The organism is Beijerinckia mobilis (assembly GCF_000745425.1).
GTDB classification, from domain to species: Bacteria; Pseudomonadota; Alphaproteobacteria; order Rhizobiales; family Beijerinckiaceae; genus Beijerinckia; species Beijerinckia mobilis.
In genome coordinates, this window is sequence record NZ_JQJH01000002.1 from 1 (window position 1) to 14915 (window position 14915).

Consider the following 14915-nt stretch of genomic DNA (forward strand, 5'->3'; position numbering starts at 1 on the left):
GCTGATCGAAGCCGAAGGGCCGGAGCCGAAGGTGCTTCTGGCCGATCGCGGCTATGACAGCGACCATATTCGCGAGACAATGGAAACAAAAAGCGCGGCCACCATCATCCCGACCCGGAAAAACCGGAAAACGCAAATCCCCGTCGACGATTACATCTACGCCCTGCGCAATCGCATCGAGCGGTGCTTCAACAAGCTCAAAAACTCACGCCGCCTCGCGACCCGATACGATAAAACCGCCGAAAGCTACCTTGGCTTCGTTCATATCGCCGCTATTCGCCTCTGGATGCACGCATTCGCCAACAGGACCTAGGCCTCTGGTTTGCCTGATGAACGCCTTCTTTTCTATTGGATCGACGATGGAGCTGGTGAAAGCAAAAACGCATTCATCTCTCCTCGTATCGGGCCAGGATATTTTCGAATAGCTTGTCACCACCGATCGCGTCTCGAAACAATTCGATTGATCGCGATAATCATCTCGAAACGAAAGCTCCGCGCAAGGTCATTCATGTCTATTCGACGTGACGAAGCGGAGATTGCAGATGAGCCTCTATAGTGCATTGACGGCAAGCGTATCTGGCATGGCGGGCCAGTCATCCAAACTGGCGACGATCTCGGACAATATTTCCAACAATAACACCACTGGCTATAAACAGGCGGATACGGAATTTTCGACGCTCGTCAACGGCCTGAACAAAACGAGCTATCAGGCAGGAGGAGTGCAGACATCCGTTCGGTATAATATCGGTAGTCAAGGCACTTTGAATAGCACGTCATCGACAACGGATTTGGCGATTTCCGGAAACGGTTTCTTTGTGGTCACCGACGATAGTGGATCGAAATATCTGACGAGAGCTGGCTCGTTCACGAAAAATGCCGACGGCACGTTAAGCAATACCGCTGGCTATAAGCTCATGGGCTATGATCTTTCGGCAGGAAATAGCACGTCGGGGGACCAGTCCAAGTTAAAGGTTATCGATATCTCCGCTGCCGGATTGCAGGCCGCACCGACAACGACGGGAGCGCTCGCCGTCAATCTGCCATCGAACAATAATACAATTGCGACCGATCTACCCGGCGACAATACCGCAAACTCGACCTATAGCGCCAAGACATCACTCGTCACCTATGATAATCTCGGCAATGCAGTGACGCTTGATATTTATTTCGCCAAGACGGGCACGAACACTTGGCAAATGTCGGTCTTTGATGCATCTGGTGCCTCTTCAGGTGGAGGCTTTCCCTATACGGCATCCTCGGCTCTTAGTCCGAATAACACGCTGACATTCAGCCCGACCGACGGCAGTCTGACCTCTGCGTCGTCGATTTCACTGAATATTCCGAACGGCCGCACGATGTCTCTCGATATCGGAAAAATGACACAATTGGCAGCGGATTTCTCGGTCACTACGCAAAATGCAGATGGCAATGCACCCAGCGGATTGAAATCTCTGAGCATTGGAACAGATGGGGTCCTTTCGGAGGTTTACGAAAACGGAACGACGGTTGCTGCCTATAAAATCCCGCTTGCCACTGTCGCGAGCGTCGACAATCTTTCTGTTTTGAATGGCAATGTCTACCAGACGAACAGCGACTCCGGACAAATGGTGGTTGGCGATGCTGGAAGCGCAGGGTTCGGTTCGATTAAATCCTCTGAACTCGAATCGTCCGACGTCGATCTCGCGACGCAATTGACGGATATGATCGTTGCGCAGCGCGGTTATGAAGCGAATTCAAAAGTCTTCGAAACAGGATCGACTCTGTTGACCGAACTCGTCAATCTCGTGAAATAAGGATGATATTATCAGGCTACGGACAATCTCGTCCGGAGAATAACATAGAGTCTGATGTTTATTATCATCCTGAGAACAAAACATTTATCGAACAAATGGATTATTATTGATTAATGCTTGCCGATTTTATTTTGGCGAGGTTGCCATTTCGACGATGATTTCATGATCTAGTTGTTTTATGGCTCATGATCATAAGCATCTCCTAAGTATAACATTTTTTGACAATCACGAAATAGTTTCGCTTGATTTTGCGAAGCTTCCATCTAGTTCAGTTTTTATGAGACTTATGAAAAAAATTACATCTGTTCCGACATATCCTTCCTTAAACCATTTTAGGTGATGAAAGCTGACTGTCATGAGCCTGACCTCCGCAATGAACGTGACGCAATCAGCGCTGTCTGTTTTCAGCGCTGAAACTTCCGTAACATCGCGCAATATTGCCGGGGCAAACAGTACCGGACTTTATTCGCGGAAAAGCCTGGGAGTCGTCAGCTCTGACAATAGTGGGGTCGAAACGACCGGTGTCACGAGAGCGCAGGATCAGGCTCTTTTCACGAATCTTCTGACATCGACATCGGAAAGCACAAAACAGAGTGCTTTGTCATCAGGTCTTGATGCTTTGTATCAAACCATTGGGGATACGTCGAGCACAACATCTCCGGCAGCGCTCATGGATACATTTAAAAATGCATTGCAAGCGCTTTCTGCTAATCCAAGTGATGCCGTACAGGCACAAAGTGCGGTTAATGCGGCCAAGGATTTGACGAGTGGTTTAAACAAGGCCAGCACGACGGTTCAATCCGTCAGAGAGCAGGCTGATTCAGAAATAAAGACATCGGTTGATACGATCAACTCGATCCTCACGCAATTCCAATCCCTAAATACACAGATTGTGAGTGGAAGCAAATCAGGCACCGATGTAACCGATCTTCTGGATTCACGGGACAGTCTACTCCAGCAGCTTTCACAAGAGGTTGGAATTACGACGACGGTTAATTCCGATAATAGCATGTCCATCTTCACCGATAGTGGTGTGACGCTGTTTCAGGATAAGGCACGCTCGGTAACCTTTCAGCCTACATCCGTTTATACTGCTGGAAATGTGGGAAAGAACGTCATGGTTGACGGAGTTCCTATTACCGGGGACACGTCGCCTATGCCGATCAAATCGGGGAAACTTGCCGGTCTTGCCAGCTTACGGGATAATATCGCTCCGACTTATCAAAATCAGCTGGATCAGATTGCACAAAGCCTTATCGCTAACTTTTCCGAAACGGATCAAACGGGTGGTACGGCTCCGACGCTTCCGGGCTTGTTTACCTATCCGAATGCTTCCGGTCTTCCTACGAGTGCGACAGGATTGGCGGCATCCATCGAAGTCAATGCCAATGTCGATCCCTCACAAGGCGGTTCGGTGTCCTTACTGCGGGATGGTGGGATCGCGAGCCCGGGCAGCGTAACCTACACCTATAATACATCATCGACATCCACCAGCTATACTGGCCGCCTGAATGCACTTGTCGCATCATTCGATGCGACCCAAACTTTTTCCGTAGCCTCCGGGCTCCAGAATAACCAGACGGTTTCAGATTTCGCCACGGCCTCGGTCGCCTGGTTGAACAGCCAGCGTCAAAGCTCATCAACGGCAAATGATTATCAGAAAACCGTTTTAAGTTCGGTGACGAGCGCACTTTCCAATGCAACAGGCGTGAATCTCGACACGGAAATGTCCAAGATGCTCGCTCTCGAGCAATCTTATTCTGCTTCGGCAAAATTGATGTCGACGATCAATACAATGTTCGGAACTCTCTTGACTGCGGTGGGCTGAGCGATGAGCCAGACAACAATTTCCACATTTTCCCTTAACAGTGGTCTCGTGCAAACAATTCAGTCCACCTCGGCGAAACTTTCTGAAACACAGACAGAAATCTCGACGGGGCGCTTCGCGGATACGGGTCTAGTCCTCGGCGCGCTTACAGGAACGAGCGTTTCCTTGCGCGAACAGCAAAACAGCCTGAAAACTATTGCAACAAGCAATAGTTTTGTCTCGACGCGACTTGATACCACTCAAAGCATTTTGAAATCTGTTGCGTCAGATGCCCAATCCTTTCTGGAATCACTGGTCGGCACGACTTCCGCGGGCGGGGATGCGAGCACGATTCAGACATTAGCCCAAAGCAATCTGAAATCATTAATCTCGAACCTGAATAGTACTCTGGATGGCAATTATCTATTCGGGGGTATCAACAGTGGACAGCAGCCGATCACCGATTATCAGAATGGATCGCCAAATTCCAATGCATTGGACCAGGCGTTTCAAACGGCTTTCGGGATGTCCCAGACCGACAGTAACGTAAGCTCGATCACGAGCGCGGCGATGACGAATTTTTTAACGACATCGTTCTCCGACCAATTTCAGGGATCGAATTGGTCGACGAATTGGTCGAGCGCCAGCGATCAGACAATGACAACAAAAATTTCCGACAGTCAAACAGCGAATACTTCGGTCAGTGCCAATCAGCCGGCTTTCAAGGAATTGATCTCAGCTTATACTATGATTGGTGAACTTGGTACCGCGAACCTGAATTCAGACACCTATAATACCCTTGTAGGGCAAGCAATTACGACGATAAAAGGCGCTATTTCCGATTTGACGGATGTGCAAGGCGGTGTTGGCTTGGTTCAAAATCAGGTGACCTCGGCCAATGACTCAATGTCATTGAGAATGGACTATTTGTCGTCGCAAGTTGATTCTCTCGAAAGTGTCGACCCTGCGGAGGCATCAACACGAATGACCGCGTTGCAGACGCAGCTGGAGACCGCATATTCGCTTACGGCGCAGCTACATAATATGAGTCTTGTCAATTATTTATAGTGCGAAATCCTGATAATGACGAGGCGATGGATGTCTTGTTCAAGGAGTTGTTCTTGTGAAGGAACGACTCCGGAACGAATCGTATGACTCATCTTTGATTGTAATCGATAAGATCCAGTATAAGCCCATATTAAAGAGTGCGCGATGTATCAACTTTCATATGCAGAGCATCTCGAAGATGACAGTCTTTCTTGCAGGGAACGCGAGCGTTTTGCAATGCAGCAAGCGCTTGATCTCCTTGAAACTGCGAAGGCAGAAGGGATCGGGACGCTCGCTTGCATTGAAGCCTTAAGCTATCTCAGCCGCTTGTGGACGGTTCTTTTGGAAGATCTCGCGAATGACGATAATGGGCTGCCCAATGTTGTGCGGGCTGATCTTCTTTCCGTCGGAATCTGGATTCTAAAGGAATGCGAAGCCATTCAAAAAGGTACGTCACAAAATGTCGACGGTCTCATCAACATTTGCATGATCATCAAAGATGGCTTGAAGTGAGGCATTTGCATGTTTATTTCGCTTCGAGCCGGTGAAAAAATTTATATTAATGGTGCAGTGATACGTGTGGATCGAAAAGTCTCGTTCGAACTCTTGAATGATGCGACTTTTCTCCTTGAGACACATGTCATGAAGGTGGAGGAAGCGACTACTCCTCTGCGCCAGCTTTATTTCATCATCCAGATCATGCTGATGAATCCAACTGATACTGATGCTGCGCTCGAAATGTTCCACACGGCGGTCGGTGATACGATTGGTGTTCTTGAAGATCTATCGCTTCGAGGCGGATTGCATACGATAAAGAAATTGATCGATAGCAATAGGATATTTGATGCTCTGAAGGCGACACGCGCGTTATTTCCAATAGAAAGTTCGATTATGAGTGGAAATACGCAATCACCACCTATCCAGGCTGCGTGAGTAACGGCAATCTCTATAATTTTCAATAGTCGCTTTTTAACAATCATTTTTACAGTAAAAAACCTGTCGAGATACTTTGTGTTTCGACTTTTATAGCTGAAGTGGGACGTTCTGCGTCTGGTAGATTTTTAAAACTTTCGCGATTGTGTGCTATATTTTTATAATTAGGGAAGTTCGATGGTTTCTTCTGTTAGCTCAGCCTCATCCGTTTCCGGAACAGCGACGACATCGTCTACAGCATCGTCTTCAACGTCATCGACAAATTCATCAAATACGGTCGACTACAATTCCTTTCTCCACCTTCTTGTTGCGGAGTTGCAAAACCAGGACCCCACCAGTCCGACGGATCCGACACAATATATGAGTCAGCTCGCGTCCTTCTCATCTGTAGAGCAGCAAGTTCAGACAAATACAAAACTTGACTCCCTTCTGACGTCAACCAGCTTGAATCAAGCCGGAAATGTTATTGGTAAAACGGTGACATCGGCCGATGGCTCGACGAGCGGCAAGGTTGTATCGGTGACAATGTCATCAGGGTCGACGACAGCGACCTTGGCGGATGGCAGTCAGTTGAATTTGGCTGACGGAATTACGATTGGTTCGTGATGAACGAGGCAGATGCACTTGAATTGGTGAGGTCAGCAATCTGGACGATGCTGATGGCGGCTGGCCCAGCGGTTGGCGCAGCGATGATTGTGGGGTTGATCATAGCTCTGTTTCAGGCTTTGACCCAGATTCAGGAGATGACACTCACCTTTGTTCCAAAAATCATTGTGATGTTTCTGGTTTTGATGTTGGCGGCCCCCTTTATGGGCGGGCAGATCTACAGTTTTACCGAACAGATCTATGCACGTATCCAAAATGGATATTGAAAGAGCTGTCGAAGCTGTGAGTGAGGAGAGATAGGCTGATGGCAGAGTTTTGTGCCCTGTCCTCTCGCCGCTTTGGTTGCTCGCTGAATTCGCGCGATAATCGGGTGTATTCGTGACAATAATTGCGCTGAAATAAAGTTAAAGACGATGCAATGAGGCTCGGTGGGGCGGATCAATCCGCCGCGGCGGCGCGTCAATTTCGAAATGACGTTAAGACATTCAAAATAATGATTGTTTCGTATAAGAAGTGTAATGCCCGCGAGAGGGGTTCAATGTCCAATGTAGGCGCTTCCCTTGGAAGCACGGATTCCCTCTGGTCCTACAGTATCTTCCGATAGCCTCGAATCGCTATGAGAATGCGCGAATTTTGAGTGAAATGTTTTCGGAGAGATTTGGAACGCTGCAGGCCGCGCGTTGAAAAACGTAATTTTGGAGCATTGAGACGAACTCAATGCTCTCTTTTGTACGGTCTCGGAACCGGTTTAGCCGACGTTTTCTTGCATCATGCTGGTGAAACGGTCGGAGGGGATGCGGAATGTGCCGCGACCGCCGGCGAGAGCCCGATAATCGGTGGGGAAACGCTTGCAGAGACGATCGAACCAATCCTGCGGATCAACATTAACGGGACGCTGATTGATCGTATTGACGCGGCCGGTGGGGTAGAAGCGAACGTCAATGATGATTTCGCTATCCGCATGATAGGGGGCTGCGGCCTTCTTCTCTTCCGTCACGTTATTGTCCTGCTTTGCCATAAAGAAAGTACCTCCATTTCCGTGGTTTGATGGTTTTGCTCCATTCGAGACTTGTCCCGAGGAGCAGGCAAAGTCTCTTCATGAGACGATGTCATCGATCAACCGACATCGAGAATGTCCCAATTGGAACAGCCTCCATGTTCACGAGCTCAAGGGTATTGTCGTATACCCTTGATCGCGCCTAAATTTGATATAGGTCCAGACGTCCCGCGCTTTGAAAGCGTCAGGATTATCGTGGCGTTGTGCTTTTCAAAGCATTCTTGCCAAAGCGCGGTAACCCCAATGATACGTTTCAAGGTTCTCGACTGCGCTGCTTTTCCCGGCGACGCATAGAGAAATGTTTTTGATGAGGTTTCCCGATCGAGATCTTCAGAAAATGCCGATCCTCTTTGGGGAATCTCCATCGCGCCATGATGGGCTAATAATTCGGGAGATTTCGCTAAGCGGAACCGTTTGTTTGAACGGCTCTAAGTTCTATTGCATTTCATACAATGAAACTTACGGGCAGTTGAAGTTCCCGACCTTGTTTTTCCGAGACTATAGTCGTCGCTATGTCATATGCAACGATTAAAATTTGCTAGCAGAATGCTATATTGCTAGTCGTTGCTATACAAACTGCGTTTGCCGCGTCGGCCTAGTCTTCTTGGTTTCATCAGCTAAGGTTTGGAGGTCGGCTCCGATAATTTGGCTGAAAGTCTCGAGATCGCCGAGTCGTTTGGCAATATCGGGATGAATTGGTTTCAAAATTAGACTGCGCGGCTGAAGCTTGGATTCAATTCGCAACACTTTCTCTCGAATTTCGTCGATGGTTCCGATCAGGGAATCCTCGATGATGCGATCCAATTTGAACCATGGGGTCCAGGCCGGCTGCATGCTGTTGGTCGCAGCCTGCATGCGATCGACAAAGCCCTGGAGTAAGCGTGTGGCTTCTTCCACGGCTTGAGCCCTTGTTGGTGCGGGATGGAAGAAGCGGATGAGAACCAGACGGGGGTCGCCCATCCGCGCTGCGTCAAGATAGAGCTCACGTGACGATTGAATAGCCTCGATGGGAAAAGGCGGCCCGGCCATAATGCCGCAATCATTTTCCGCGGCGATCCGGATCATTGCGGGTGTGGATGTGGCGAGAAAGATCGGTACGGGTTTCTGTATAGGCTGAGGTGTGATGCTGGCCCCATGCACATTGAAGTGATGGCCTTCGAAGGTGACATTCTCTTCGCTGAGGAGTTTCCGGATCAGGGAGAAGGCTTCTTTGGCCAGGGGCTGACTGTCTTCCCGGGCAATGCCGAAATGCTTGTTCTGCGCGAGGAAAGGACCTCCCTTGGCAATGCCTAAATCGAGCCGGCCGCCGGAGAGAATATCCAGCGTGGCCACTTCTTCCGCGACGAGCAGAGGATTGTGAAACGGCAATAGCAGAGCCGCTGTCCCCAGCCGGATCCGCGATGTGCGTGCGGCAAGATAGGCGAGGATCGGCAGCGGTGAAGGGCTTGCTGCATCCGGGTTGAAATGGTGCTCCGCCACCCAGGCTTCATCGAAGCCTAAATCTTCGATATGTTGAACCAGCCGGGTTTGTTCGGCATAGGCCGATGCATAATTGCGGTTGGGATTTTCATAGGTACAGAACAGGCCTGTGCGCATCCTTGAACTCCCGGTGGCGGGTCTTCCCGCATGGACCATGGTCCGATTGGATCGGATCAGAATGCGCTCCAGACAGTTTGCGGCCTCTCGACGAAGGCCGCTCCGGGGTGGCGCACCGCTCGGCAAGCTCGGGCTTGTATGGAGCCCAGTGCCAGGCGAAGCCTGAAGACACAGGCCAATAAATATATTTTTTTATATCGCTTTGACTATATCGGGAATTGTTGCCTGTCAACGCGGGATTCACTGGCTCGCGTTGCACGTCTTGCCGGGCGCCTATTTTCCGTTTGACCGTCTCAAGTGCGGCAAAATTGTCTCCACTGCCTGTCTGACCAATTTCATTCTGTTGCCTCAGATGTCCTCCGGCAATAATCTTCTACCTGCGCGCTTTGGCCCTCGATTTGCGCAGAGGCTCCCCGCGTGGGTGATCGGTTTCCGCGCCTTTCTTTCTCAAGCGATACCAACAAAATGACGCGTGTCATCGGTCTTTCAGGATGGAGCGGAGCCGGCAAGACGACTTTAATCGTCAGGCTCATTCCGGTTTTGCGTCAGCGCGGTTTTACTGTCTCGACCGTGAAACATGCGCACCATGCTTTCGATATCGATCAGCCCGGCAAGGATTCCTACGAGCATCGGCTAGCCGGGGCGCAGGAAGTGCTGGTTGCCTCGGCAAGTCGGTGGGCTCTGATGCATGAAATGCGGGAAGCAGCCGAGCCCTCCCTCGCCGAGCTTCTGGCGCATCTTTCGGCGGTGGATCTCGTGCTCATCGAGGGATTCAAGCGTGACTCCCATCCAAAAATCGAGGTGCATCGCGCGGCGACCGGCAAGCCCTATCTCTATCCAGACGACCCTTTCATTCGCGCGGTGGCGACGGATCAACCGGAGTCATTGCCGTTGCCGTGTCTCTCGCTCGATGATGTGGAGGCGATCGCCGATCTGCTGCATGAGATCGCCATGCCCCTGGCGGATCTGCCGCAACGCGGTTGAGCCCTTCAGCGCGTGAGATCAATCCGTTCGGGGCTGGTGAAGAGAATCTGCTGGTGCCGGCGCGCGAGAGCGACGACGGTCAGATCCATTGCCTCGGCGAGGCGCAGGGCGCGCGACGTCGGCGCTGATACCGCGACGAGAACCGGCATGCCGGCGGTAATGGCCTTCTGCGCCATTTCATAGGAGCAGCGGCTGGTGATGAGACAGAAGCCCGCGCTTAAATCGATGCCTTGGCGCAGCCCTGCGCCAATCAGCTTGTCGAGTGCATTATGGCGCCCGACATCCTCGCGAACGAGCACAATCTCCCCTTCATGCGTAGCCCAGGCCGCGCCATGGACCATATGCACGATATTGTTGAGGGTCTGCTGCTGGTCGAGAGCCACGAGTGCCTGCCGCAGTGCCGTAAGCGCGATGGTTTTCCCCTTGGGCAGCCGCGGCCTGGGTTTGACGAGCGCATCCAATGTCTCGGCTCCGCAGATGCCGCAGCCAGTGCGCCCGACCATGGCGCGGCGGCCTGATTGCAAGAGATGCTGAAAATCCTGTCCGGCGATATGCAGCCGGACCTCGATACCGCCGTCCTTTTCCGTGACGATGATCTCACGGACGGATTCGCGCGACGGGATGATCCCTTCCGTCAGGGAAAAGCCCATGGCGAAATCCTCGATATCCTGCGCGCTCGCCATCATGACGGCGTAGGGGATCGTATTGTAGATCAAATTGATCGGTGTCTCGTCGGCGATGGCGAAGGAAGGCTGTGTATGCACCGCGCCATCGGCCTCGATGATCATCGCCGGCCAGCGGTGCATGACCTCGACGGGCGCGGCGGCAGGATCCTTTATCACCGGAGGCTGGCTGTTTTGGCGGTCATCCTGCCGTATGTGTCCGCCATCGACCGTGCGGGTGATGTCATCGCGGCTGTCATTGCCGCTGTCGTGGCTCGGCATGATCCTCCCTCTCCTCGCGACTCAGCAGGTCCTCGGCCAATCTGTAATCCTCCGGCGTATTCACATTGAAAAATGGATCACAGGCGCCGGTTTCAAAGGCGACGTCGCGAACGCCGATGACTTCGGCAAAGCTCCGCACATTCATCGCTATCGTTCCGGGTTCGCGGCGGGCCGCCGCTATCCTTTCGCGTAGCAGGTCCCGGCACGAGATGGGCCATGTCGCCACGAGATGATGCCGCTGTCCGTTCGAGACGGCGACGGCGGGGGCAGGCAGCAGGCTTTGCAGCAGATCTCGGGGGATGAAGGGCGTATCGCCAGGGACGGTCAAAAGGCAATCGGCCTGTTGCTGTTTCGCCCAGTCGAGGCCCCGCAACAGGCCGGCGAGCGGTCCAATGCCCTCAACATCATCGGCCAGCACGGGGAGGTTCCATTGCGCGTAGCGTTCGGGATCACCATTGGCGCTGATCGCCAGCAACGGGCATTGCGGCCGAAGCACGGCAATCAGACGATCGAGGATCGGTCTGCCACGCAGGATTAACAGCGGTTTGTCGCAGGTTCCCATTTGCCCCGCCATGCGCCGCCCCATGCCACCGGCGAGGATCAGTCCGGCATGGCGAGCCTCGTTCATCATGCGTCTCCATTGGATGGATGAAAGCAGAGTATGGCTCTGGGCGGGCGAGGAAAAAAGGGGGGCTTGCCGGTTTCAGCCGACCGGGCTTGGCATTCCGGCTCAGGAAGCCGCAGTTCGGGCATTGGCGTGACGCACGATCCGTCGGCCGCTGCTGATGCCGAGGACGGCCATGATGCAAGCAACACCCGGACCCTATCGAAAGCAGTTCATAACGCCCGCTCTCATTCCTCTTCCGGCGCCGTCTCCAGTTCCTCTGGCTCGAATTCCCGGAAGGTCGAGCAGAATTCGCAAGTCACGCCGATCTTGCCATTGTCGCCGATCATGTCCTGGCGCTCCTGCGGCGTGAAATTCCTCAGCATGCGCGCAATGCCCTCGCGCGAGCAGCGGCAGGAATCGTGGACGGTCTGCGGCGCGAAAACCTTGACGCCGCGCTCATGAAACAGGCGATAGAGCAGCCGTTCGCTGGAGAGCGTCGGATCAACGAGTTCGTGATCCTCGATCGTGCCGGCGAGAATCTTCGCCTCGCTCCAGGCTTCGTCTTCCTGCGCATCCTCACCCTGCGCAGCGCCCTCGGCACTTTCATAGCCTTCCGGAATGTCACCGGGGTCGAAATCGGCCTGACGCTGGCGCTCTGGTGATGTCGGCAGGAATTGCAGCATGATGCCGCCCGCCCGCCAGGCCGTCGCTTGAGAATCGCCGGATCCAGTGACGGCTTCGGCAACCGCCAGACGCACGAAGGTCGGGATCTGTTCCGACTGGCGGAAATATTGATGGGCGGCTTCCTCGAGACCCTGGCCTTCCATCGCGACAATGCCCTGATAGCGCGACATTTCGTTGCCTGGATCGATGGTGAAGGCGAGATGGCCCTTCCCTATCAAATCCGTTTCGCGGTCGGCGAAGGCGAGCCGTTGCGCATCATAGCGGGCGAAGGCCCGCAGCCGGTCCGGGGCGTCGAAATCGACCACCAGCATGTCAACCACGCCGTCGCTGCGCGTTTGCAACTGGAATCGGCCCTCGATCTTCAGCGAGGAGCCGAGCAGGACTGTCAGCACCACCGCCTCGCCGAGCAATCGGGCGATCGGGGCGGGATAGCCATGCTGCGAGAGAATATGATCGAGCGCCGGGCCGAGCTTCACCACGCGGCCGCGCACATCGAGCGGCTCCACGGCGAAAGGCAGCACGCTGTCATCCTCGCCATGATCCGAGACGAAACGCGCGGCGGATTCATTCATCAGCGGCCAACTCCGAAACACCAGGCCAGAATGCCTTTTTGCGCATGCAGGCGGTTCTCCGCCTCGTCGAAAACCACTGATTGCGGTCCGTCGATGACCTCGTCGGTGACTTCCTCACCACGATGGGCTGGCAGGCAATGCAGAAAGACCGCATCCTTGGCAGCTGTCGCCATCAGCCTTGCATTGACCTGGAAGGGCGCAAGCAGGGCGTGACGGCGGGCTTCCTCGGCCTCATCGCCCATCGAAACCCAGCAGTCGGAAATCACCGCATCGGCGCCGCTCACCGCTTCAAACGGGTCGCGCAGCACATGGACCTTTTTCTCGTGCGCATTGGCAAAGGCGAGGAGATCCTGCGCTGGCGTCAATTCTTCCGGGCAGGCGACATTGAGGGTGAAATCGAACCGCCGCGCCGCCTCGATCCAGCTTGCAAGCACATTGTTGGAATCACCTGTCCAGGCGATGGTGCGTCCCTTGATCGGCCCGCGATGTTCCTCGAAAGTGAGGATGTCGGCCATGATTTGGCAGGGATGCGAACGCTTGGTGAGGCCGTTGATGACCGGCACTTCGGCATGTTCGGCAAGTTCGAGCAGATTGGCGTGGTCGAGAATGCGGATCACGATCGAATCAACAAAACGCGAGAGCACGCGCGCCGTATCGGCGATGGTCTCGCCGCGGCCCAATTGCATCTCCTGGCCGGTCAGCATGATCGTTTCGCCGCCGAGCTCGCGCATGCCGAGATCGAAGGAAACGCGGGTGCGGGTCGAGGGCTGGTCGAACACCATGGCGAGCGTCCGGCCTTCCAGCGGCCGTTCCCGCGATTTCTGGCCGCGCCGGCGCCGCGCCTTGAACTCGGCGGCCAGGTCGAGAATGGCGCGCAATTCCGCGGTGTCGAGCTGCGACAGGTCGAGGAAATGATTGGGACGTTCGAACGTATCGGAAACGGGCAAGGGAGTCATTCCGCGGCTCCACTCAATTGCGGGGAGGCAAGCGTTTGGCAGGCGGCATCGAGCCGCAGGACGGCCTCTTCGATTTCCTCCGCGCCGATGATGAGCGGCGGCAGAAGGCGCGCGACATTGTCGCCCGCCGGGATGACGAGCAGTTTTTGTGCCCGCGCAGCGGTGGTAAAATCAGCGACGGGGGGAGCGACCTTGAGCCCGCGCATCAGGCCCTCGCCGCGCACTTCGAGGATGATGCCCGGATAGCGATCCTGCAAGGCATGGAGCTTTTGCTGCAACAATTCCCCCATGGCCGTGACCTGGGCGAGAAAGCCCGGTTCGAGCACGATATCGAGCACGGCGTTGCCAATGCTCGTCGCAAGAGGATTGCCGCCATAGGTGGTGCCATGGGTGCCGACGGTCATGCCCTTGGCGGCCTCTTTTGTGGCCAGAAAGGCGCCGAGCGGGAAACCGCCGCCGATACCCTTGGCGATGGCCATGACGTCTGGCATCACGCCGGAGAGTTCATAGGCGAAAAGCTTGCCGCTGCGCCCGACGCCGCTCTGGACCTCGTCGAAGAGAAGAAGCAGGCCATGCTCGTCGCAGAGCGCGCGCAGGGCTTTAAGGAATTGCGCGGGCGCGACACGGATGCCGCCTTCGCCCTGGATCGGTTCGATCAGGATCGCGCCGATTTCCGGCGAGAGGGCGGCCTTCACTGCATCGAGATCACCGAAGGCGACATTATGGAATCCCGGCAGGCGCGGCTCGAATCCATCGAGATATTTCTCATTGCCGGCGGCGGCGATGGTCGCCAGCGTGCGGCCGTGGAACGCGCCCTGAAAGGTGATCATATGGGTCTTGTGCGGATTGCCGGACACGGAATGATATTTCCGCGCCGTCTTGATCACGCCTTCGAGCGCCTCGGCGCCGGAATTGGTGAAAAAGGCATAATCGGCGAAACTGGCGGCGCAAAGGCGCTCGGCAAGGCGTTCGGCCTGCGGAATCTGAAACAGATTCGACGTATGCCACAGTTTGTCGCCCTGTTCATGCAGGGTTTTGATGAGATGGGGATGGCTATAGCCGAGACTCGCCACGGCGATGCCGCCGCCGAAATCAAGATAGAGCTCTCCCGTCGTCGCGGTGAGCCAGGCGCCTTCTCCCTTCTCAAAGGCAATCGGCGCTCTTGCATAGGTGGGAAGCAGCGACGACGTCACTGGTGGCTCCACGAAGTTGAAGCGGGATCACCGGCGAGGAAGCGGAGATCGCTTCCGAAAACGGCGCGTGGGGATCCCAAAAATCAAATGCCGCCCGAAGGCGGCAAGGCACGGCATTAATCTTATCGGAATCCGC

General features: G+C 54.2%; 16 protein-coding genes. 9 read left to right on the forward strand and 7 right to left on the reverse strand.

Features of this window, described 5'->3' with window-relative positions; translation table 11 throughout:
- The 8 genes from DL88_RS02180 to fliQ form a co-directional block, all read left to right on the forward strand.
- Nucleotides 1–313 (forward strand): IS5 family transposase (locus tag DL88_RS02180; protein ID WP_034991343.1); only part of this gene is annotated, 313 nt, incomplete at its 5' end.
- Nucleotides 314–542: 229 nt separating this feature from the next.
- A complete protein-coding gene (locus tag DL88_RS02185; protein WP_034991344.1) occupies nucleotides 543–1793 on the forward strand; it encodes a flagellar hook protein FlgE in 1251 nt (416 codons plus the stop codon).
- Between the two features lie 355 nt (nucleotides 1794–2148).
- Entirely contained in the window at nucleotides 2149–3621 is a 1473-nt protein-coding gene (gene flgK / locus DL88_RS02190) for a flagellar hook-associated protein FlgK (RefSeq protein ID WP_034991345.1), read from the forward strand.
- A 3-nt stretch (nucleotides 3622–3624) separates the two neighbouring features.
- A complete protein-coding gene (locus tag DL88_RS02195; protein ID WP_034991347.1) occupies nucleotides 3625–4668 on the forward strand; it encodes a flagellar hook-associated family protein in 1044 nt (347 codons plus the stop codon).
- A gap of 144 nt (nucleotides 4669–4812) precedes the next feature.
- Nucleotides 4813–5160, forward strand: a complete 348-nt coding sequence (gene flaF / locus DL88_RS02200; RefSeq protein ID WP_034991349.1) for a flagellar biosynthesis regulator FlaF — start codon at nucleotides 4813–4815, stop codon at nucleotides 5158–5160.
- A 9-nt stretch (nucleotides 5161–5169) separates the two neighbouring features.
- Nucleotides 5170–5580, forward strand: a complete 411-nt coding sequence (gene flbT, locus DL88_RS02205; protein ID WP_034991350.1) for a flagellar biosynthesis repressor FlbT — start codon at nucleotides 5170–5172, stop codon at nucleotides 5578–5580.
- A 177-nt stretch (nucleotides 5581–5757) separates the two neighbouring features.
- Nucleotides 5758–6186: a flagellar hook assembly protein FlgD gene (gene flgD / locus DL88_RS19720; RefSeq protein WP_084704812.1), complete on the forward strand. Its 429-nt coding sequence runs from the start codon at nucleotides 5758–5760 to the stop codon at nucleotides 6184–6186.
- On the forward strand, nucleotides 6186–6452 hold the full coding sequence (fliQ, locus tag DL88_RS02210) for a flagellar biosynthesis protein FliQ (protein WP_034991352.1): 267 nt from the start codon (nucleotides 6186–6188) through the stop codon (nucleotides 6450–6452). Before flgD ends, fliQ begins: the two co-directional genes overlap by 1 nt.
- 482 nt (nucleotides 6453–6934) lie before the next feature.
- Here the strand turns inward: fliQ and DL88_RS02215 are convergent, their stop codons facing one another.
- The gene (locus DL88_RS02215; protein WP_034991353.1) at nucleotides 6935–7204 is read right to left on the reverse strand and encodes a hypothetical protein; all 270 of its coding nucleotides are present in this window, start codon (nucleotides 7202–7204) and stop codon (nucleotides 6935–6937) included.
- Nucleotides 7205–7810: 606 nt separating this feature from the next.
- A complete protein-coding gene (locus DL88_RS02220) occupies nucleotides 7811–8839 on the reverse strand; it encodes an LLM class flavin-dependent oxidoreductase (protein ID WP_084704814.1) in 1029 nt (342 codons plus the stop codon).
- Between the two features lie 465 nt (nucleotides 8840–9304).
- Here DL88_RS02220 and mobB point away from each other — a divergent pair, with 465 nt between their 5' ends.
- Nucleotides 9305–9823, forward strand: coding sequence for a molybdopterin-guanine dinucleotide biosynthesis protein B (mobB, locus tag DL88_RS02230; RefSeq protein ID WP_034991356.1), 519 nt, complete (start codon nucleotides 9305–9307; stop codon nucleotides 9821–9823).
- 5 nt (nucleotides 9824–9828) lie between these two features.
- Here the strand turns inward: mobB and fdhD are convergent, their stop codons facing one another.
- From fdhD to DL88_RS02255, 5 genes are all read right to left on the reverse strand, one after another.
- On the reverse strand, nucleotides 9829–10767 hold the full coding sequence (fdhD, locus tag DL88_RS02235; RefSeq protein ID WP_210165252.1) for a formate dehydrogenase accessory sulfurtransferase FdhD: 939 nt from the start codon (nucleotides 10765–10767) through the stop codon (nucleotides 9829–9831).
- A complete protein-coding gene (gene mobA, locus DL88_RS02240; protein WP_210165253.1) occupies nucleotides 10742–11398 on the reverse strand; it encodes a molybdenum cofactor guanylyltransferase in 657 nt (218 codons plus the stop codon). Before mobA ends, fdhD begins: the two co-directional genes overlap by 26 nt.
- Nucleotides 11399–11619: 221 nt before the next feature.
- Nucleotides 11620–12630: an Hsp33 family molecular chaperone gene (locus tag DL88_RS02245; protein WP_034991358.1), complete on the reverse strand. Its 1011-nt coding sequence runs from the start codon at nucleotides 12628–12630 to the stop codon at nucleotides 11620–11622.
- Nucleotides 12630–13586 (reverse strand): ornithine carbamoyltransferase, encoded by a 957-nt coding sequence (gene argF, locus DL88_RS02250; protein WP_051955498.1) that lies wholly within the window; start codon nucleotides 13584–13586, stop codon nucleotides 12630–12632. Before argF ends, DL88_RS02245 begins: the two co-directional genes overlap by 1 nt.
- Complete coding sequence (locus DL88_RS02255; RefSeq protein WP_034991360.1) at nucleotides 13583–14779, reverse strand: aspartate aminotransferase family protein; 1197 nt, start codon at nucleotides 14777–14779, stop codon at nucleotides 13583–13585. The genes argF and DL88_RS02255 overlap by 4 nt, the downstream gene beginning before the upstream one ends.
- Nucleotides 14780–14915: the final 136 nt, after the last annotated feature.

Bases quoted from the DNA above. Each gene is read 5' to 3' on its own strand.
- DL88_RS02215 (WP_034991353.1), bottom strand. From the start codon at position 7,204: ATGGCAAAGCAGGACAATAACGTGACGGAAGAGAAGAAGGCCGCAGCC.
- mobA (WP_210165253.1), bottom strand. From the start codon at position 11,398: ATGATGAACGAGGCTCGCCATGCCGGACTGATCCTCGCCGGTGGCATG.
- DL88_RS02185 (WP_034991344.1), top strand. From the start codon at position 543: ATGAGCCTCTATAGTGCATTGACGGCAAGCGTATCTGGCATGGCGGGC.
- flgK (WP_034991345.1), top strand. From the start codon at position 2,149: ATGAGCCTGACCTCCGCAATGAACGTGACGCAATCAGCGCTGTCTGTT.
- fliQ (WP_034991352.1), top strand. From the start codon at position 6,186: ATGAACGAGGCAGATGCACTTGAATTGGTGAGGTCAGCAATCTGGACG.
- DL88_RS02245 (WP_034991358.1), bottom strand. From the start codon at position 12,630: ATGAATGAATCCGCCGCGCGTTTCGTCTCGGATCATGGCGAGGATGAC.
- flbT (WP_034991350.1), top strand. From the start codon at position 5,170: ATGTTTATTTCGCTTCGAGCCGGTGAAAAAATTTATATTAATGGTGCA.
- flgD (WP_084704812.1), top strand. From the start codon at position 5,758: ATGGTTTCTTCTGTTAGCTCAGCCTCATCCGTTTCCGGAACAGCGACG.
- flaF (WP_034991349.1), top strand. From the start codon at position 4,813: ATGTATCAACTTTCATATGCAGAGCATCTCGAAGATGACAGTCTTTCT.
- DL88_RS02195 (WP_034991347.1), top strand. From the start codon at position 3,625: ATGAGCCAGACAACAATTTCCACATTTTCCCTTAACAGTGGTCTCGTG.
- argF (WP_051955498.1), bottom strand. From the start codon at position 13,586: ATGACTCCCTTGCCCGTTTCCGATACGTTCGAACGTCCCAATCATTTC.
- mobB (WP_034991356.1), top strand. From the start codon at position 9,305: ATGACGCGTGTCATCGGTCTTTCAGGATGGAGCGGAGCCGGCAAGACG.
- fdhD (WP_210165252.1), bottom strand. From the start codon at position 10,767: ATGCCGAGCCACGACAGCGGCAATGACAGCCGCGATGACATCACCCGC.
- DL88_RS02220 (WP_084704814.1), bottom strand. From the start codon at position 8,839: ATGCGCACAGGCCTGTTCTGTACCTATGAAAATCCCAACCGCAATTAT.